18 protein-coding genes are annotated in these 19,180 nt (G+C 70.3%); 13 read left to right on the forward strand and 5 right to left on the reverse strand.

Going from position 1 to position 19,180, the window contains the following annotated elements; all coding sequences use genetic code 11:
* Positions 1–102 precede the first annotated feature (102 nt).
* Positions 103–774 carry a cyclic nucleotide-binding domain-containing protein gene (locus E4T13_RS22950; protein WP_170985172.1) on the reverse strand — a complete coding sequence of 224 codons (672 nt, stop codon included), beginning with the start codon at positions 772–774 and terminating at the stop codon, positions 103–105.
* Positions 775–993: 219 nt separating this feature from the next.
* On the opposite strand from E4T13_RS22950, the gene E4T13_RS22955 reads away from it, so the two are divergent.
* Genes E4T13_RS22955 through E4T13_RS23000 form a run of 10 tightly spaced genes read left to right on the forward strand, consistent with a single transcriptional unit; the run spans position 994 to position 14,297 of the window.
* A complete protein-coding gene (locus E4T13_RS22955) occupies positions 994–3,741 on the forward strand; it encodes an MFS transporter (RefSeq protein ID WP_137180664.1) in 2,748 nt (915 codons plus the stop codon).
* A 20-nt stretch (positions 3,742–3,761) separates the two neighbouring features.
* The gene (locus tag E4T13_RS22960; protein WP_137180665.1) at positions 3,762–7,496 is read left to right on the forward strand and encodes a nitrate reductase subunit alpha; all 3,735 of its coding nucleotides are present in this window, start codon (positions 3,762–3,764) and stop codon (positions 7,494–7,496) included.
* Between the two features lie 5 nt (positions 7,497–7,501).
* Positions 7,502–9,064 (forward strand): nitrate reductase subunit beta, encoded by a 1,563-nt coding sequence (gene narH / locus E4T13_RS22965; RefSeq protein WP_137180666.1) that lies wholly within the window; start codon positions 7,502–7,504, stop codon positions 9,062–9,064.
* Complete coding sequence (narJ, locus tag E4T13_RS22970) at positions 9,061–9,768, forward strand: nitrate reductase molybdenum cofactor assembly chaperone (protein ID WP_170985173.1); 708 nt, start codon at positions 9,061–9,063, stop codon at positions 9,766–9,768. Before narH ends, narJ begins: the two co-directional genes overlap by 4 nt.
* Before the next feature lie 12 nt (positions 9,769–9,780).
* Positions 9,781–10,581 carry a respiratory nitrate reductase subunit gamma gene (gene narI, locus E4T13_RS22975; protein ID WP_137180668.1) on the forward strand — a complete coding sequence of 267 codons (801 nt, stop codon included), beginning with the start codon at positions 9,781–9,783 and terminating at the stop codon, positions 10,579–10,581.
* Positions 10,582–10,586: 5 nt separating this feature from the next.
* Positions 10,587–11,441 (forward strand): peptidylprolyl isomerase, encoded by an 855-nt coding sequence (locus tag E4T13_RS22980; RefSeq protein WP_137180669.1) that lies wholly within the window; start codon positions 10,587–10,589, stop codon positions 11,439–11,441.
* 2 nt (positions 11,442–11,443) lie between these two features.
* A complete protein-coding gene (locus E4T13_RS22985) occupies positions 11,444–11,965 on the forward strand; it encodes a hemerythrin domain-containing protein (protein ID WP_137180670.1) in 522 nt (173 codons plus the stop codon).
* Positions 11,958–13,193, forward strand: a complete 1,236-nt coding sequence (gene glp / locus E4T13_RS22990) for a gephyrin-like molybdotransferase Glp (RefSeq protein WP_137180671.1) — start codon at positions 11,958–11,960, stop codon at positions 13,191–13,193. The genes E4T13_RS22985 and glp overlap by 8 nt, the downstream gene beginning before the upstream one ends.
* Before the next feature lies 1 nt (position 13,194).
* Entirely contained in the window at positions 13,195–13,953 is a 759-nt protein-coding gene (locus E4T13_RS22995) for a carbonic anhydrase (protein WP_170985174.1), read from the forward strand.
* Positions 13,950–14,297 carry a carboxymuconolactone decarboxylase family protein gene (locus E4T13_RS23000; protein ID WP_137180673.1) on the forward strand — a complete coding sequence of 116 codons (348 nt, stop codon included), beginning with the start codon at positions 13,950–13,952 and terminating at the stop codon, positions 14,295–14,297. The genes E4T13_RS22995 and E4T13_RS23000 overlap by 4 nt, the downstream gene beginning before the upstream one ends.
* A 12-nt stretch (positions 14,298–14,309) precedes the next feature.
* Here E4T13_RS23000 and E4T13_RS23005 read toward each other — a convergent pair whose 3' ends face one another.
* From E4T13_RS23005 to E4T13_RS23015, 3 genes are all read right to left on the reverse strand, one after another.
* Positions 14,310–14,999 (reverse strand): NnrU family protein, encoded by a 690-nt coding sequence (locus E4T13_RS23005; protein ID WP_137180674.1) that lies wholly within the window; start codon positions 14,997–14,999, stop codon positions 14,310–14,312.
* An 81-nt stretch (positions 15,000–15,080) separates the two neighbouring features.
* Entirely contained in the window at positions 15,081–16,298 is a 1,218-nt protein-coding gene (locus E4T13_RS23010) for an NnrS family protein (protein WP_137180675.1), read from the reverse strand.
* The gene (locus tag E4T13_RS23015) at positions 16,295–16,759 is read right to left on the reverse strand and encodes a group III truncated hemoglobin (RefSeq protein WP_240791250.1); all 465 of its coding nucleotides are present in this window, start codon (positions 16,757–16,759) and stop codon (positions 16,295–16,297) included. The genes E4T13_RS23010 and E4T13_RS23015 overlap by 4 nt, the downstream gene beginning before the upstream one ends.
* A 75-nt stretch (positions 16,760–16,834) precedes the next feature.
* Between E4T13_RS23015 and E4T13_RS23020 the strand changes: the two genes are divergently transcribed.
* From E4T13_RS23020 to E4T13_RS23030, 3 genes are all read left to right on the forward strand, one after another.
* Positions 16,835–17,278, forward strand: coding sequence for an Rrf2 family transcriptional regulator (locus E4T13_RS23020; protein WP_170985175.1), 444 nt, complete (start codon positions 16,835–16,837; stop codon positions 17,276–17,278).
* A gap of 189 nt (positions 17,279–17,467) precedes the next feature.
* Positions 17,468–18,181 (forward strand): cytochrome c oxidase assembly protein, encoded by a 714-nt coding sequence (locus tag E4T13_RS23025; protein ID WP_137180677.1) that lies wholly within the window; start codon positions 17,468–17,470, stop codon positions 18,179–18,181.
* Positions 18,178–18,690 carry a CopD family protein gene (locus E4T13_RS23030; protein ID WP_137180678.1) on the forward strand — a complete coding sequence of 171 codons (513 nt, stop codon included), beginning with the start codon at positions 18,178–18,180 and terminating at the stop codon, positions 18,688–18,690. The genes E4T13_RS23025 and E4T13_RS23030 overlap by 4 nt, the downstream gene beginning before the upstream one ends.
* Here E4T13_RS23030 and E4T13_RS23035 read toward each other — a convergent pair.
* Complete coding sequence (locus E4T13_RS23035; RefSeq protein ID WP_137180679.1) at positions 18,660–19,175, reverse strand: DUF2231 domain-containing protein; 516 nt, start codon at positions 19,173–19,175, stop codon at positions 18,660–18,662. The two genes, E4T13_RS23030 and E4T13_RS23035, sit on opposite strands and share 31 nt — an antisense overlap.
* Positions 19,176–19,180 lie beyond the last annotated feature (5 nt).

A 19,180-nucleotide genomic window follows, 5' to 3' on the forward strand; every position in this document is an offset into this window, starting at 1 on the left:
TCCGCGGCCGCGGGACGGCGGGCTTCGCCGCTGTCCCGCCGCGCTTCGGGCACGCCGCGACAGAACACGGGCCGGCGTGTGGCCCATGCGGCCCTGGAGCGGTCAGCCGGTCAGGGCCGCACGATCCATCACCTCCGCGCCTTCTGCGCCGCGGCGCAGCTTGCCCTTCTGCTCAAGTCCCGCCAGGGCACGGGACAGCGTTTCCGGCGTCATGCCCAGCCGCGCTGCGATCGCACCGCGCGGTTCCGGAAGGGCGACGCTGCCGGCGGCGGACTCCTCCGACACGCGCCGCGCGACGAAGCGCGCCACGCGCGCCTCGGCCGGCCGGAGCTTGAGGTCCACGACCTGGTCGACCATCAGGCGCCAATGCCGCGCCAGCAACTGCGTCGTTGCGCGGCACAAATCGTGGGAGCGCGCGACCCCTTCGCGGAAGCACTCGGCCGGCACCATCAGCACGCGGATCTCGGTGAGCGCGACGGCTGAGGCAAGGTAGGGCATGCGGAGAACCACGGCGGGGGCGAGGAAGACCTCACCGGGGCCGAAGAGTTCGACCATGGTGCGCCCGCTGCCCTCCACTCTGGCCTGAAGACCGATGCTGCCTTCGAGCAGCATGTGCAGGAAGTCCGGCTCCTCTCCCTGATCGAACAGCGTGGTGCCGCGCGGCAGCAACTGGGTGAAGCTCGGCCGCAGCAACTCGGCCATCGCAGCCGCACCGGCCGCGGTGAAGAACGGGCTGCGCTCGATCAGCGTCGCGGTCACGCCCTTGTCCGGCATCGGTCGGCTTCCTTCTGCTTCCCCGGCAGGAGAGCGCATCGGCGGCCCGTCCGCGTTGATCCAGATCAAGACGACGGCGCGCCTGGATCATCGCTTCCGTTGTCGCAGGCAGGATTGGCGGTGAAATGCCCGCCCGGAACCCGGCAAGCTTGATCGATATCAACTCCGCTCCGGCGCCGCTCCGCGCAAATGCCCCGTCGTATGGACCCGGAGGAGGGCATGAGCGTCGCATCCACTGCACCGGAGCCTGGGGCGCAATCGCGCGCCTTATGGCTTTCGACCATCGCCTTCACCGTCTGCTTCGCAGCCTGGACGATCTTCTCGATCATCGGCGTGCAGATAAAGAAGGACCTTGGGCTGACCGACACGCAGTTCGGCCTGCTCGTCGGCACGCCCATCCTGACAGGCAGCCTGATCCGGCTGCTTCTCGGCATCTGGACAGACCAGTATGGCGGCAGGGTCGTCTATGTCGGCGTGATGGTCTCGGCGGCGATCGCCACCTACCTTCTGACCTTCGCCTACGACTATCCGACATTCCTGCTGGCAGCGCTCGGGGTCGGCATCGCCGGCGGGTCCTTCGCGGTCGGCATCGCCTATGTCTCGCGCTGGTATCCCAAGGAGAAGCAGGGAACCGCACTCGGGATCTTCGGCGCGGGCAATGTCGGCGCGGCGGTGACGAAGTTCCTCGCGCCGGTGATCATGGTCGCCTTCGGCTGGGAATTGGTCGCACAGATCTGGGCGGCCGGCCTGCTGGTCATGGCCATCGTGTTCTGGTTCGGCACGAAGGACGATCCCTCGCTGGCGGCGCGGCGCGCGGCCGGGGCGAAGCCAGAGCCGATGTCGGCCCTGCTCGAGCCGCTGAAGAACGTGCAGGTCTGGCGCTTCAGCCTTTACTACTTCTTCGTCTTCGGCGCCTTCGTGGCGCTGTCGCTGTGGCTGCCGCGCTACATCATCGATACCTACGGCTTCGACATCGCCACCGCCGGCATGATCGGCGCCGCCTATTCCGTGCCGGCTTCGATCTTCCGCGCCTATGGCGGCGTGCTGTCGGACAAGTACGGGGCGCGGCGGATCATGTACTGGACGCTCGGCGTCTCGGTCGTGGTCAGCTTCATCCTCTCCTACCCGCCGACCACCTATGTGATGGACGGCATCAAGGGGCCGATCGAATTCCGCCTCGCCACGGGCGTGGGTACGTTCATCGTGCTCGTCTTCGTGCTCGGCTTCTTCATGAGCCTCGGCAAGGCCGCGGTGTACAAGCACATCCCCGTCTACTACCCGAACCGCGTCGGCCCCGTGGGCGGCATCGTCGGCCTGATCGGCGGCCTCGGCGGGTTCATCCTGCCGATCGTCTTCGGCCTGCTGAACGACCTCACGGGCATCCGGCAGTCCTGCTTCATGCTGCTGTTCGCGATCAGTGCGGTCGCGCTGGTGTGGATGCACCTGGCCATCCTGCGCATGGAGCGCGAAGCCGCCGCCCCCGCGCTCGCTGCCCTGCCCGAACTGCCGGAGATGCAGCCGATCCATGGCCCGGCGCAGGCCGGCGCGCTGCGTGGCAAGGCGATCGAGGACTGGCGGCCCGAGGACCAGACCTTCTGGGAGCAGACGGGCCGCGCCATCGCCAGGCGCAACCTCTGGGTCTCGATCCCCTGCCTGCTGCTGGCCTTCGCGGTCTGGATGGTCTGGTCCGTGGTGGTGGCCAAGCTGCCGCAGGTGGGCTTCGCCTTCACGACGGACCAGCTGTTCTGGCTGGCGGCGCTGCCCGGCCTTTCGGGCGCGACGCTGCGCATCTTCTACTCCTTCATGCCGCCGATCTTCGGCGGAAGGCTGTGGACGACGCTGGCGACCTGGTCGCTGATCGTGCCGGCGCTCGGCATCGGCTTCGCGGTGCAGAACCCGCAGACGCCCTACTGGATCTTCATGGCGCTGGCGCTGCTCTGCGGCTTCGGCGGCGGCAACTTCGCCTCCTCGATGGCGAACATCTCCTTCTTCTTCCCGCGGCGGGAGAAGGGCAACGCGCTCGCGCTCAACGCCGGGCTCGGCAATCTCGGCGTCAGCGTGGTGCAGTTCGTGGTGCCGCTGGTGATCACCGCGGGCGTGTTCGGCGCCCTCGGCGGCGATGCGCAGACGGCGCGCATCGGTCAGGCGGAAAGCAGCCTCTGGCTGCAGAACGCCGGCTTCGTGTGGGTGCCGTTCATTGCGGCGGCGGCCTTCGCGGCCTGGTTCCGCATGGACGACATCGCCAGCATGAAGGCGTCCTTCGCCGACCAGGCGGTGATCTTCCAGCGCAAGCACAACTGGATCATGTGCTTCCTCTACACCGGCACATTCGGATCCTTCATCGGCTACTCGGCGGGTTTTCCGCTGCTCGCCCGCACGCAGTTTCCGTCCGTTGACGCGCTGCAACTCGTATTCCTGGGCCCGCTGGTCGGCGCGCTCTCGCGCTCGCTGACCGGCTGGATCTCGGACCGGTGGGGCGGCGGGCGCGTGACCTTCTGGGTGTTCGTCGCCATGGCGCTCGGCGTCTACGGCGTGATCCACTTCATCGGCATAAAGGAGGAGCCGGGCGCCTTCTGGGGCTTCTTCGGCAGCTTCATGTTCCTCTTCTTCGCCAGCGGCGTCGGCAATGCCTCCACTTTCCAGATGATCCCCGCGATCATGGGCAAGGACATGGCGCGGCTGATGCCTGGTGCCGATGCGACCACGCGGCGGCTGCAGGCCGAGAAGGAAAGCGCCGCGATCATCGGCTTCACCTCCGCCATCGCGGCCTACGGCGCCTTCTTCATCCCGAAGAGCTACGGCACCTCCATCGCCATGACGGGCGGGCCGCTCGCCGCGCTGTGGGGGTTCTTCATCTTCTACCTGCTGTGCATCGGCGTGACCTGGTGGGTCTACACCCGCCGCGGCGGGCTGCTGCACGACATCGAACGCAAGCCGCCGACTGCCGCGGCCATGCCCGCCGAATGACCGGGAAGGACAAGCACGGAATGAGCCACTTCCTCGACCGCCTGACCTACTTCAAGAAGTACACCGGCACCTTCGCGAACGGCCACGGCGAGACCACGACCGAGAGCCGCGCCTGGGAGGACGCCTACCGCTCGCGCTGGGCGCACGACAAGATCGTGCGCTCCACCCATGGCGCGAACTGCACCGGCTCCTGCTCCTGGAAGATCTACGTCAAGGGCGGGATCGTGACCTGGGAGACGCAGCAGACAGACTACCCGCGCACGCGGCCCGGCCTGCCGAACCACGAGCCGCGCGGCTGTTCGCGCGGGGCGTCCTACTCCTGGTATCTCTACAGCGCGAACCGGGTGAAGTACCCGATGATCCGCAAGCGCCTGCTGAAGCTGTGGCGGGAGGCGCGGGCAGCGCACGCCGATCCGGTGCAGGCCTGGAAGTTCATCCAGGACGACCCGGCGGCGCGGCGCGAATACCAGCAGGTGCGCGGCCAGGGCGGGTTCGTGCGCGCGACCTGGGATGAGGCGGAGGAGATCATCGCCGCCGCCAACGTCCACACCGTCAAGCAGCACGGGCCGGACCGCGTGATCGGCTTCTCGCCCATCCCGGCGATGAGCATGGTCAGCTACGCGGCCGGCAGCCGCTACCTCTCGCTGATCGGCGGCGTCTGCATGTCCTTCTACGACTGGTACTGCGACCTGCCCCCCTCCTCGCCGCAGACCTGGGGCGAGCAGACCGACGTGCCAGAGAGCGCCGACTGGTACAATGCCGGCTTCATCATGATGTGGGGTTCGAACGTGCCGCAGACGCGCACGCCCGACGCCCACTTCATGGCCGAGGCGCGCTACCGCGGCACCAAGGTGGTGACGGTGACGCCCGACTATTCCGAGGCGTCGAAATTCGCCGATCTCTGGCTGCACCCGAAACAGGGCACGGACGCCGCGCTGGCGCTGGCTATGGGCCATGTGATCCTCAGCGAGTGGCATGCGCAGGGGAAGGGCGACTACTTCCTCGACTACTGCCGGCGCTACTCCGACATGCCGATGCTGGTGCTGCTGGCGGAGCGCGAGGGGCGCCTGGTGGCGGACCGGCAGCTCCGCGCGTCCGACCTGGTCGAGGATGCGGGGCAGGCGAACAATCCGGACTGGAAGACGATCGCGGTGGATGACGCGACCGGCGCGCTCTACGTGCCGACCGGCTCCGTCGGCTTCCGCTGGGGCGAGCAGGGCAGGTGGAACCTCGAGGGGCGCGATGCGCGCACGCTTGAGGTGACGACGCCCCGGCTGACGCTTTCGGGCGGCGAGGCGGCGGAGGTCACCTTCCCCTATTTCGGCGACGGCGCGCCGGAATTCTTCAACCCAACCAATCTGGGCAACACCGTCACGCACCGCGTGCCGGTGATGGCGGTGACGCTGAAGGATGGCAGCACCGCGCGCGTCGCGACCGTCTACGACCTGTTCCTCGCGAATTACGGCGTGTCCCAGGGCGGCAGCCCGGACTACGACGCGATGGCGCCCTACACCCCGGCCTGGGCGGAGGCGGTCTGCGGCGTCCCGCGCAGGCAGATCATCACCGTGGCACGGGAGTTCGCCGACAACGCCGAGAAGACGCGCGGCAAGTCGATGGTCATCCTCGGGGCGGCGCTCAATCACTGGTACCACTCCGACATGAACTACCGCGGCATCATCAACCTGCTGGTGATGTGCGGCTGCATCGGCCAGTCCGGCGGCGGCTGGGCGCATTACGTCGGCCAGGAGAAGCTGCGGCCGCAATCGGGCTGGATCCCGCTCGCCTTCGCCACGGACTGGGCGCGCCCGCCGCGGCAGCAGAACTCCACCAGCTTCTGGTACGCGCATACCGACCAGTGGCGCTACGAGACCGTGCAGGTCAGCGAACTGCTGTCTCCCACCGCGCCGAAGCCGATGACCGGCGCGCTGATCGACTTCAACATCCGCGCCGAGCGGATGGGGTGGCTGCCCTCCGCGCCGCAGCTTGCGCGCAACCCGCTGACCATCGCACGGGACGCCGACGAGGCCGGCGTTCCGGTGCCGCAATACGTCGCGCAGTCGCTGCAGTCCGGCGCGTTGGAGATGAGCTGCGAGGATCCCGACCATCCGGCGAACTGGCCGCGCAACCTGTTCGTGTGGCGCTCCAACCTGCTGGGGTCCTCGGGCAAGGGGCACGAGTATTTCCTGAAGCACCTGCTCGGCACGCAGCACGGCGTGCAGGGCAAGGACCTGGGCGAGCAGGGCGCGGCGAAGCCGGAGGAGGCCGCCTGGCATGACGAGGCGCCGAAGGGAAAGCTGGACCTGCTGGTGACGCTCGACTTCCGCATGAGCACCACCTGCATGTATTCCGACATCGTGCTGCCGACCGCGACCTGGTACGAGAAGCACGACCTCAACACTTCGGACATGCATCCCTTCATCCACCCGCTCTCCGCCGCGGTGGATCCGGCGTGGGAGAGCCGTACCGACTGGGCGATTTTTCGGGGTATCGCGAAGCGCTTCTCCGCCATGGCGAAGGGCCATCTCGGCAAGGAACGCGACGTGGTGCTGACGCCGCTGATGCATGACAGCCCGGGCGAGCTCGGCCAGACGCACCAGGTGCGCGAGTGGAAGAAGGGCGAGGTCGAGCCGATCCCCGGCAAGACCATGCCGGCGGTCACGGTGGTGGAACGCGACTACCCCAACACCCATGCACGCTTCACCGCCCTTGGCCCGCTGATGGACAAGCTCGGCAACAACGGCAAGGGCATGGCCTGGAAGACCGGCGACGAGGTGGCGTTCCTGCGCAACCTCAACGGCACGACGGAGGTCGCCGGCGTCGAAGGGAAGCTCGCCAAGATCGAGAGCGACATCGACGCCTGCGAGGTGCTGATGCACCTGGCGCCGGAGACCAACGGCCATGTCGCGGTGAAGGCGTGGGAGGCGCTGGGCAAGGCGACCGGCCGCGACCACACGCATCTGGCGCTGCCCAAGGAGCACGAGGCGATCCGCTTCCGCGACGTACAGGCGCAGCCGCGCAAGATCATCTCCTCCCCCATCTGGTCGGGGCTGGAGAGCGAGGAGGTCTGCTACAACGCGGGCTACACCAACGTGCACGAGCTGATCCCCTGGCGCACGCTGACCGGGCGGCAGCAGCTGTATCAGGACCATCCGTGGATGCTGGCCTTCGGCGAGGCGCTCTGCCTCTACCGCCCGCCGGTGGATCTGCGCGCGCACCAGGCGCTGCACAACGCGAAGCCCAACGGCAACAAGGAGCTGGCGCTGAACTTCATCACGCCGCACCAGAAATGGGGCATCCACAGCGTCTACACCGACAACCTGCTGATGCTGACGCTGTCGCGCGGCGGCCCGATCGTCTGGCTCAGCGAGACAGACGCCGAGACGATGGGCATCGAGGACAATGACTGGGTGGAGGCCTTCAACGCCAACGGCGCGCTCTGCGCGCGCGCCGTGGTCAGCCAGCGCGTCCCGAAGGGGATGATCATGATGTACCACGCGCAGGAGAAGATCGTGAACGTGCCGGGCAGCGAGATCACGCAGGCCCGCGGCGGCATCCACAACTCCGTCACGCGCGCCACGATCAAGCCGACGCACATGATCGGCGGCTACGCGCAGCTCGCCTACGGCTTCAACTACTACGGCACGATCGGCACCAACCGCGACGAGTTCGTGCTGGTGCGGAAGATGGCGAATGTCGCATGGCTCGACGGCCCGCGCGTGACGCCGCAGGCGGCCGACCTCAAGGCAGCGGAGTGAAGACGATGAAGGTCCGCGCGCAGATCGCGATGGTGCTCAACCTCGACAAGTGCATCGGCTGCCACACCTGCTCCGTCACCTGCAAGCAGGTCTGGACCAGCCGCGAGGGCGTCGAATACGCCTGGTTCAACAATGTCGAGACGAAGCCCGGCATCGGCTATCCGAAGGACTGGGAGAACCAGGAGAAGTGGAAGGGCGGCTGGACGCGCAAGCGCAACGGCACGATCCAGCCGAAGATGGGTGCCAAGTGGCGCATCCTGGCTTCCATCTTCGCCAACCCGCACCTGCCGGAGATCGACGACTACTACGAGCCCTTCACCTTCGACTACACGCACCTGCAGACCGCGCCCGAGAGCGAGACGATGCCTGTCGCGCGTCCCGTCAGCCTGCTGACCGGCGAGCGGATGGAGATCAAGTGGGGGCCGAACTGGGAGGAGATCCTGGGCACGGAGTTCCGCAAGCGCTCCAAGGACCGGAACTTCGAAGGGATCCAGAAGCAGATCTACGGGCAGTTCGAACAGACCTTCATGTTCTACCTGCCGCGGCTCTGCGAGCACTGCCTCAACCCGGCCTGCGTCGCCTCCTGCCCCTCCGGCTCCATCTACAAGCGGGAGGAGGACGGCATCGTCCTGATCGACCAGGAGAAGTGCCGCGGCTGGCGCATGTGCGTCTCGGCCTGCCCCTACAAGAAGATCTACTACAACTGGCAGTCCGGTAAGGCCGAGAAGTGCATCTTCTGCTACCCGCGCATCGAGGCGGGCGAGCCGACGGTGTGCAGCGAGACGTGCGTGGGACGCATCCGCTACCTCGGCGTGATGCTCTACGACGCCGACCGCATCGAGAAGGCGGCAAGCGTCGAGAACGAGCAGCACCTGTATCAGGAACAGCTCGACGTCTTCCTCGACCCTGAGGACCCGGAGGTCATCGCCCAGGCGCGCGCCGATGGCGTGCCGGAGGCCTGGCTCGAGGCGGCGCGCAACAGCCCGGCCTACAGGATGGCGATCGACTGGAAGATCGCCTTTCCGCTCCACCCCGAATACCGGACCTTGCCGATGGTCTGGTACGTGCCGCCGCTCTCGCCGGTGCAGTCGGCCGCGGAAGCCGGCCATATCGGCTGGAAGGACGGGCTGCCGGATGTCGAGAGCCTGCGCATCCCCGTGAAGTACCTGGCGAACCTGCTGACCGCGGGGGCCGAGGCGCCGATCGTCAGCGCGCTGCAGCGGATGATGGCGATGCGCATGCACATGCGGGCGCGGACCGTGGAGAACCGCGACGACACCGCGATCCTCGCCCAGGTCGGCATGAGCGCCGCGCAGGTCGAGCAGATGTACCAGACGCTGGCGATCGCGAATTACGAGGACCGCTACGTGATTCCCAGCACGCATCGCGAATACGCCGAGAACGCCTTCGACCTGAAATCGTCCTGCGGCTTCAGCTTCGGCCAGGGCTGCTACGACGGGCGCACCGTCGGCAACCTGTTCAGCGCCTCCGGCCCCTCGGCCGGGCGCATGGCGCCGACCCGCATCCGCGAAGCCCAGGATGTCGCGAAGCAGGAGGCGGGCCAGTGAACCGCCGTCTCGCGATCCTGTCCGTCCTGCTCCGCTATCCGGACGAGGCGCTGCGCGCGGACCTGCCGCAGGTCGCCTCGGCGATCACGGACGCCGGCTTCCGCGCGGATCTTGCTTCGAACCTGGCAAGGCTGGTCCGCCGGCTTGGCCTGGGCGATGCGCTCGACCGCGAAGAGGACTATGTCCGCCTGTTCGATCGCGGGCGCGGCACCAGCCTGCACCTGTTCGAGCATGTGCATGGCGACACGCGCAACCGCGGCCCCGCCATGATCGAGCTGGCGCAGGTGTACGAGCAGTCCGGCTTCGCGCTGGATGCGCGCGAACTGCCGGACTACCTGCCGCTGTTCCTGGAGTTCTGCGCGCATGCGGAGCCCGGGGTCACGACGAACCTGCTTGGCCAATGCGCGCCGATCCTCGACCAGCTGCACGCGAAGCTGCTCGGGCGCGGCACCGCGACGTCGCGCGCCTATGCCGCCATCGTCGCCGCCGTGCTGGCGGAGGCCGGCGTCAGGCCGGAGGCACGGCCGACCGAGGAACAGGAGCTGTCCGACGCCGAGGAACTCGCCGCGCTCGACGCCGCCTATGAATCGGAGCCCGTGGTCTTCGGCCCGGAATCCGATCCCGACAAGCAGGGCGCGCGCGCGAAGCTCGGCGCCATGATCGACCGGCTGCGCACGCTGCGCGCCAACCATGCCATCCGCTGAAGGAGCGACGCGATGTCCGTCCCCTGGAACGGCTTCCTCCACTACCTCCATGACTTCCTGTTCGGGATCTACCCCTACATCTGCATGGGCGTGTTCGTGATCGGCTCGCTGATCCGCTTCGACCGCGACCAGTACACCTGGCGCTCCGGCTCATCCCAGCTGCTGCGCCGCAAGCAGCTCGTCCTCGGGTCCAACCTCTTCCACTTCGGCATCATCTTCCTGTTCTTCGGCCACTTCGTCGGCCTGCTGACGCCGCATTGGGCGTATGAATGGGCGATCGCGCCGTCGCAGAAGCAGATGGTCGCCGTGACCGCGGGCGGCATCGCCGGGGCGGTCTGCTTCGTCGGCCTCTCGATGCTGCTGCATCGCCGCCTGTTCGACGAACGCATCCGCCGCACCTCGACGCGCGCCGACATGGCGATCCTGGTGCTGCTCTGGGTGCAGCTCTCGCTCGGCCTCATCACCCTGCCCTTCTCGCTCGGGCACTCGGACGGCGTGGCGATGCTGAAGCTCTCGGCCTGGAGCCAGGCGATCGTCACCTTCCAGGGCGGCGCGGCCGAGCTGATCCGCGGCATCGACTTCCCCTATCTCGCGCATCTCGTGCTGGGGATGACGCTGTTCCTGCTGACGCCCTTCACGCGGCTCGTGCACATCTTCTCGGCGCCGGTCTGGTACCTGTTCCGCGCCTGGCAGATCGTGCGGGTGCGTGGCGGCGCCACGACACGACCGGGTCCGGTGGCGCGCCCGGGGCTTGCCGGCGGCGCACCGCAGCCGGCAGCCGCCGCCCCTGCGCAGCGCGTGCCGGCGGAGTAGGCGCCATGGCCGTGGTCTTCAACCCGCCGCCGAAGCCGCAGGCGCACGCGCCCGCGCCGCACGCCCATCCGGCGCAGCCCGCCCTGCCCGAGCACGACATCGTCGTGAACGGCACCGTCATCGCCGCGGCGGAGATCGCGGCGGAGATGCAGCACCATCCCGCGCCGGATGCGATGGCAGCCTGGGAGAGCGCGGCGCGGGCGCTGGTCGTGCGGCGCCTGCTGCTGGATGCCGCCGCGCCCGCTGAAGGCGAGGACGAGGAGGCGGCGGTGGATGCGCTGCTGGCCCGCGAGATCCGCGTGCCGGAGCCGGATGACGCCGCCGGCGCGCGCTGGCTTGCCGCCCATCCCGAGCGTTTCGGCACGCCCGAGGCCTGGGAGGCGAGCCATATCCTGCTCGCCGCCGATCCCGAGGACCCCCCGGCGCGCGCCGCCGCGACGCGGAAGGCGGAGGCGCTGCTCGCGGAGCTGCGCGCGGTGCCCGGCAAGCTGCCCGAACTGGCCCGTCAGCACTCCGCCTGCCCGTCGCGCGAGCAGGGCGGGCTGCTCGGCCGTGTCGAGCGCGGCAGCACCGTGCCGCCCTTCGAGGCGGCGCTGGCCGGCCTTGCCCCCGGTGCCTTCTGCACGGCGCCGGTCGCCACGCGCTACGGGCTGCACGTTGTGCAAGTTCATCGCCATATCCCCGCGCGGCTGCCGGCCTATCCCGAGGTGCGGGCGAAGGTGCTGCGCGACCTGCGCGCCGCCGCCTGGGAAGCGGCGCTGCGCCACACCATCGCGGTGCTTGCCGCGCAGGCGCGGATCGAGGGCTTCGTCCTTGGCGCCGAGGGCGAAGCGCGCGCGGATGGCCCGCTGGTGAACTGACCATGCATGGCGAAGCCTGGATCGGCGCCCTGGACGAGGCGCTGCTGCGGGATCCACTCGTCTTCCTCAGCGCCGAGCATGCCCGTCAGCGGGTGCTGCTCGGCCACCTGGAACGCCTTGCCCGCCAGCCCGGCGGGCCCGCGCAGGGGCCGATCGCGCGCGCGCTCGCCGCGTGGTTCGCCTGCGAGCTGCCGCTGCATGCCGCCGACGAGGAAGACTCGGTCTATCCGCGGCTCGGCGCCGAGGCTGCGCGGCGCTACCGCGCGCTGGCCGGCTGCGCCGCCACCGCGCCGGACGTCCGCGCGGGGCTGCGTGCCGCGCTTGCCGCCATCGCCACCGGGCATGCGCCCGCCGCCGGCTTCGCGGAGGCGGCACTCGCCTTCGCCGCCGCATACCGGCGCCACCTGACGATCGAGGAGGAAGAGATCATGCCGCTTGCCAGGCGCCGCCTGCGCGGCGCCGAACGCAGCGCCATCGCGCGGGAAATGGCGGCGCGCCGCCATCGCGGTGCGACACATGCCTGACGGCATCGTCCTGCGGAGCTGCGACGAGGAAGCCGGCCTGATCGCGCCGGAAGCGGCGCTGGCCCGCATCCTGGCCGGCATCGCGCCGGTCGCGCCGGTGGAGACGTGTGCGATCGCGGACTGCGCTGGCCGCATCCTGGCGGAGCCGGTCGTCGCACAGGTCAGCCTGCCGCCCTTCGACGCTGCGGCCATGGACGGCTTCGCGCTGACGGCGTGTGGCCTCGATTCCGGCGGACCTCTGCGCGTGGTCGCCCGCATCGCCGCCGGCGAGGCGCCCTGCCGCGCGCTTCGAAAGGGCGAGGCGGCGCGCGTGCTGACCGGCGCGCCGGTACCCGCAGGCACCGCCGCCGTGGTGATGGAGGAGCATGCCCGCTTGCGCGGCGACAGGCTGGAGGTGCTGCGCCAGGCGGAGCGCGGACAGAACATCCGTCGCCGGGGCGAGGATGTACGGCCGGGCATGCCGGCGCTGCCGCCGGGCCTGCGTCTCGGCGCACGGCATGTCGCGCTGCTCGCCGCGCTCGGCGTCGCGCAGGTCCCGGTGCGGCGCAGGCTGCGCGTGGGTGTGCTGTCCAACGGTAACGAACTGCATGGCGGCGCGGTGCGCGACAGCAATCGCCCGATGCTGCTGGCGCTGCTGCGCGCGGCGGGTGCCGAGGCGTCCGACCTCGGCCTCGTGCGGGACGATGCGGGCGCGCTTGCCACGGCGCTGCGGGATGCCGCGGCGCAGGCCGATCTGATCGTCACATCCGGCGGCATCTCCGGCAGCGATGCCGATCACCTCGCCCACGCTCTCCGGCGCGCGGGCGGCGTGGTGGAGACGCTGCATCTGGCGCAGAAGCCGGGCAAGCCGCTGGCGCATGGCTGTTTGGGCGCGGCGCGCTGCCTGCTGCTGCCGGGCAACCCGGTGGCGGCCTTCGTCGCGATGACGACGCTCGGCCTGCCGCTGCTGTCCTTGCTGGCCGGCGAGGACGCGCGGCCGGCGCGCCTGCAGCCGGGCGTGATGGCGCAGGGTCTGCGCCGCCGCGCAGGGCGCTGCGAATACCGCCCGGCACGCATCCTCGGCGCCGACGCGCTGGGCCGCCCGGTGCTGGAGCCGCTGGGTCGCGGCGGCTCGGCCAGCCTGCTGCCGCTCGGCGGGGCCGATGGCCTGCTCCGCATCGCGGCGGAAACGGCGTGGCTCCCGGCGGGCGCCGCCGTCGGCTTCCTGCCCTTCCCCGCCGGCGGCTGACATGGCGCGCTTCGACACCGCCGCCGGCGCGGGCGGCGCGCTGCGGCGCCTGGTCGAGGGGTTCGACCGCTTCCGCGGCGTGCACTTCGAGAACGACCACGCCCTCTATGACAGCCTGCTGGAGGGCCAACGGCCGGAGGTGATGGTGATCGCCTGCTCCGACAGCCGCACGGACCCGGCGATCATCTGCGGCGCGCAGCCGGGCGACCTGTTCGTCGTGCGCAACGTCGCCGCCCTGGTGCCGCCGCCCACCACCGACGGCGCGCCGCACGGCACGGCGGCGGCGATCGAGTTCGGCGTGAAGGCGCTCGGCGTGCGGGAGGTGGTGGTGCTCGGGCATTCCTTCTGCGCCGGGGTGCGCTGCATGCTCGATCACGATCATGGCGGGCATCGCTTCGACTACGTCTCGGACTGGGTCGAGATCGCGCAGGAGGTGCGCAGGGAGATGGACGGGCTGGTGACGGAGGCCGAGCGCAGCCTTATCGCCCGCCGCGCCGAGCAGGCCTCGGTGCTGACCAGCCTGCGCCATCTCGCGGCCTATCCCTTCGTGGCGGAGCGCGTCGCGGCCGGCACGCTCGCGCTGCATGGCTGGTACTTCCATTTCGGCTGGGGCGTGCTGCAGGCCTCCGAAGGCCCGGACGGTCCCTTCCGGCAGCTCGATCCCGGCGAAACGCCGCGCCCGGCCATCGGCGGCGAAGCCGGCTCGGCGCTGCTGCGTTCCGTCCGATCATCAGGGGCAGCCTGGAGGGATGGCGGATGACGGATGCAGGCGAGTTGCCCGGCGCGGCCGGCGACGTGGCGGCGCGCTACCCGGAGCTTTGGCGCGCCTTCGCCGCGCTCGGCAAGGCGGCGGCGGAGGCCGGGCCGGTCGAAGGCCAGGCCTTGCGCCTGGTGAAGCTGGCGCTGGCCATCGGCGCAGGGTCGGAAGGCGCGGTGCATTCGCACTGCCGGCGCGCCCTCGAGCAGGGCATCGCGCCCGATGCGCTGAAGCAGGTCGCGCTGCTCGCGATCCCCACCCTCGGCTTCCCGCGCGCGGTCGCGGCGCTGACCTGGGTCGAGGATGTCACCGGGCCGGAAGCGCGACGTCCTCCCGCAGAGGTGTGAAGACGCGGCGCGTCAGGGCGGCAGCGGCGAGACGCCGAGCACCGGCGCATGCAGGTGCAGCAGCACGAGCCAGAGCAGAAGGCCTGCGCCAAGCCGTGCGAGGCTCGGCCGACCGGCGGGACGCCAGCGTCCCCCGAGCAGCGCGGCGAAGGGCCACAGGGAGGTCCGCGCGGCAAGCCCTGCCCACGCCGCTTCCCCCATCTGCCGCCGCTTCCGCCGGTCGATGATCCGCATGCCCAGCAGCGCGAAGCCGGCGAAGCTGCCGAACATCAGGACATGCGCCAGGCTGCCATTCGCCAGCGCATGCGCGCCGGCCCAGAGGGCGAGCGCGAGCAGCAGCGGGTGCCGCGCCACGCCGGCGATGCCCGGCCGTGCCGGGTCGAATCCGTGGGCGTCGCCGCCGAAGGACAGCGGGTTCGGCGCCCCGAGCGAAGCGGCGATCAGCAGGCAGGCGACGGGCATGACGAGGTTGACCAGCCAGGCCTGCCAGGCGGCGTAGGGCCAGAGCAGCACGGGGGGCGCATGCGCCGCCTCGATGACAAGCCATGCCAGCAGCGCGAGCGAAGCGGCGCTGTAGGCCGCGACGTAGCCGCGCTCACCCAGCCGGCGTACCAGCTTCCCTCGCACCGCCGGCCGCGCCGGAATGGCGTGGGAGAGCAGGAAGGCCACGAAGGCCGCGGCGAAGCCACCCCACCCGGCCATGTTCACGCAGCCCTGTTCAGCCGCCCTGCGGGCGCAAGGCGACGCATGAAGCGGGGGCGGTCTCCCGCCGCCTTCGGGCGCTCATCCCGGCTTTCCATCGGCGCGCGGTGCCAGCAGCATGGGCATGTAGATGCCGAGGAACAGGCCGAAGGCCAGCAGCCAGCAGGAACCCGCGAGGACGAGCGGCACCAGCCGGCTGTCGGTCAGCGCAGGGCCAAAGGCGCGGACCAGCGCGGCGATCGCGACCAGGGCATAGGCCGCGACGGTCGCCGGCCCGGCGACCAGGTGGCGCCCGGTATGCCCGAGCGTCGCGCGGGTCATCACCGCCATGATCATCAGCGCGAGCGCGCCGGCGCCCTGCAGGTGCAGCCAGTGGACGGCCCAATCCGCCCCCGCCAACAGCCAGGCCGCCTTGGTGGCCAGTGCGAGCGCCACGAAGCCGTAGGCGAGGTGCAGCACCCAGAGGAGCGGCTGGCCGAGCGTCCGCAGGCCGTGCCAGCGCGAGAGGCGGAGCACCACCAGCACCGCGGCCAGCGCCGCGACGCCGCCCGCCGGCGCGCTGTCCGGCGCCGCCAGATCCACGAGCACCACGGCGGCCAGCGCAAGCAGCGCCGCGGCATCGACGCCCGGCAGCGGCTGCGGCTCCGCAGGCCTGCCGGTCTTGCGCAGCGCGTTGAGCGTGAAGGAGGGGATGATGCGTCCACCGATCAGGCCGACCAGCAACAGCGCGACATCCGCCATGAGGAGTTGCCCGGCGCGCCATGTCCCGTCCCACCACCCGGCAGCCTCGCCCAGCATGAGAAGGTCGCCGGCCCAGAAGCACAGCACGAGGATGGGCGGGCCGAACAGCCGTGCGCTGCGCGCAGCGACGAGGGCCGGCAGCACAAGCAGCAGCGTCGCGGGGATGGCGGCGAGCGCGACCGGCGCGGCGATGCCGGGCGGCACCGGCGATCCCGGCAGCAGCGCAAGGCGCCCGGCGACGAACAGCGCAACCAGGCCGACCAGCGGCCAGCCGGCATAGCCGCGCCGCGCGGTCCAGTTCGGCACGGCGGTCAGCACGAAGCCGATCATGGCCGCCCCGACGAAGCCGGCCAGCATCTCGTGGGCATGCCAGCGGATCAGCGGCAGCGGATGGTCCGGCGCATCGAGACCCGTGAGCACCGCAAGCCAGAGACCCACGCCGAGCGGTGCCCAGAGGCCGGCCAGCAGGAAGAACGGGCGAAAGCCGTGGCCGAACAGCGGCAGGCGCGCCACACGGGCAGGCGCGCCGTTCCCGGCTCGGATGATGGCGGCGTTCATGCGGGCTGTCCTTGCGCCGTCGGGCGCGGTGTCGCGGGGAGCGGGAGGGGAAGAAGCCCCATCTCCAGGCTGCGGGCGATGCGCCGGGCGCGTTCGAGCATGTGCTCGGCGCCCTGCGGCGTCAGTTCGGCACCCGCCACCTGCTCGAACAGCGCGAGCCAGCGACGGAAATGCGCGGGTTGCAGCGCGAGATGCGCATGCGCCTGCATCGGTTGGCCGTGATAGTCGCCGGTCATCAGGGCGACCGAGCACCAGAAGCGCGTGATCACCGCGATGTGGCGCTCCCAGTCGGCCACGCCGGCGAAGGCAGGCCCAAGCAGCGTGTCCTGCCGGGCCGCGCCATAGAAGGCGCGCAGGAAGCGCTCGATGGCGGCGGGGTCCAGGCCGGTCCGCGCCGTCACGGCGACGGAGAGGGCGGCGCGACGCTCGGCGCTTTCTGGGATGGGTGTGGAGGCGAGCAAATTGGTATCTCCAATGCCAATTACCTTCAGCCCAAAATATGGTATCGTCAATACCAATTTATGGAGCTCGCCCGCTTGCGCCTGCTCGCCTCCACCGACTTTGCGCTCCGCGTGCTGATGCGTCTCGGTGCCGACCCGGCCCGGCATCGCAGCACCGAGACCCTGGCGGCCGATATCGGCGTGCCGCGCAACCATCTCCACAAGATCGTGCAGGACCTGGCGGAAGCCGGGCTCGTCCGCACGCTGCGTGGCGCGCGCGGCGGCGTCATGCTCGCGAAGTCGCCGGGTGAGATCAGCGTCGGCGCGGTCGTGCGCCGGCTCGAGCGGGGCCAGGCGCTGGTGGAATGTTTCCGCCCGGATGGCGGTGCCTGCTGCCTGGCGCCGGACTGCCGATTGCGCAACGTGCTGTGGCGGGCGCGCGAGGCCTTCCTGGCGGAGCTGGACGCGACGACGCTGGCGGCATGCGTGGCGCCACCACGGCCGATGCCGCAGGCCGTCGGCGACGACGCGGCGCCCTGACCGCCGCGCCGTCCGGGACAATTTCGCCGCATGGAAACCATCGTCGTCACAGGGCGCTAGCAACCATCGGCGGTACGGCCGCGGCGCGTGATCGCCGCACGTCGCGCCCGTGCCGGGTCGCGTGCGCGTGCCGACCAGCCATGGGACGGCGCGGATGCGCGGCGGGGTTGGAGGCGGTGAGGGGGCGCAATGGGCACGGAGTTCTGGAGCCGGATCTACTGCGGCCCTGCGCCCGATCCGTCGGAAATCTGGCTGCGCTGGAATCTCGACCCGGCGGTGCTTCTGGGCCTCCTGGTCCTCGCATGCGCGGTCGGCCGGCGCCGACCCGGCGCAATAGCGGTGGCGGTGCTTGCCGTGGCCTTTGTCTCGCCGCTCTGCGCGCTGTCCGCGTCGCTGTTCTCGGCACGCGTCGTCCACCACATCCTGCTGGTCGCGGCCGCCGCGCCGCTTCTCGCGCTTGCCTGGCCGTCGCGCGCGGCGGGATCGCTGGCGCTGCCCTTCGTGGTTTCCACCGTGGTGCTCTGGGCCTGGCACGTGCCGCGCGCCTACGATCTCGCGCTGTCCTTCGTGCCGGCCTACTGGGCGATGCAGGTCTCGCTGCTCGTCACCGCAACGGCGTTCTGGCGCGCCGTGCTTCATCCGCAACAGGCCGGCGGGCACGCGCTTCTGCTCATCCTTGGCGGCTATGTGCAGATGGCGCTGCTCGGCGCGCTGCTCACCTTCGCACCGCAGCCGCTCTACGCGATCCACGCGATCGCGCCGCTGGATTGGGGCCTGTGGCCGCTGCAGGACCAGCAGCTCGGCGGGCTTCTGATGTGGGTACCTGCAGGCCTGCTCTACATGGGTTGGGGCGCGGCCGTGGCACGGCGCGCATGGCTGTCCGCGGAAGGACGCCCGGCGTGATCGCGTGGCTGGAGCCGATCATCCCGCATCTCAAGGCGCTGCATATCGTCGCGCTCGGCCTGTGGTGCGCGGGGCTGTTCGCCCTGCCGCTCATGCTCGCGCGGCACGACACGGCAACCGGCCAGGAGGACTACGCACGCATCCGCCGCGCCACGCATTACGGCTACGCCTTCGTGATCAGCCCCGCGGGCATCATCGCCATTGCGTCCGGGACGCTGCTCATCTTCCTGCGCGAGGTCTTCGTCCTGTGGATGTTCGCCAAGCTGGTGTTCGTGGCACTGCTCGTCGCCTTCCATGCCTGGGTCAGCTACGCCATCGTCGCCACGGCGGAGACGCCAGGCGCCCACACGCCGCCGGAGCCGCTCTGGCCGGCGCTGCTGCTGACGCTCACGATCCTCGTCATCCTGGCGCTCGTGCTCGGGAAGCCCGATCTCGACGGCATCCCGATGCCGGCCTGGCTGGAGCAGCCCTGGGACGTTCAGCTTCCCTTCGACGTGCCCAGCCGATAGTCGAAGACGAGCTTGCCCCCGTGCCATCCGGTCGCAGACACCACCAGCACGTTGAAGCCCGACAGCAGGATGCCGTAGGGCAGCACCGCTGCCTCGTAGCCCTGCATGCGATAGCCCCAGTTCGCGCCGAGCAGGGCCAGCAGCAGCACCGCGATGACGGCATGAGTCCAGGCCGGCGCGCGGATGCGGATGCCGCGCACCATCAGCAGCTCCATCGTCCCGGTGACGGCCGCCGCGAGCCCGAAGAGGAAGGCCGTGCCGGCGGCCCAGACGCCGGCGCGGGCCCAGAACTCGTCGCCCGAAAGCAAGTGAAGCGCATCCGCCCCGAAGGTGCAGAAGGTCAGCGCGACCGGGAAGGCCACGGTCATGGCGTGCAGCGGATGGCCCCAGAGTGCGATCCGCGATTCGGTGACCCCGTAGGCGGGGTGTTGCGCGATCGGGTCGGTCAGCTCGCTGCCGGTCTCCTGCCGCATCTGCTGCGTCATCGCGA

The organism is Roseomonas sp. AR75 (genome assembly GCF_005222815.1).
GTDB lineage: Bacteria > Pseudomonadota > Alphaproteobacteria > Acetobacterales > Acetobacteraceae > Falsiroseomonas.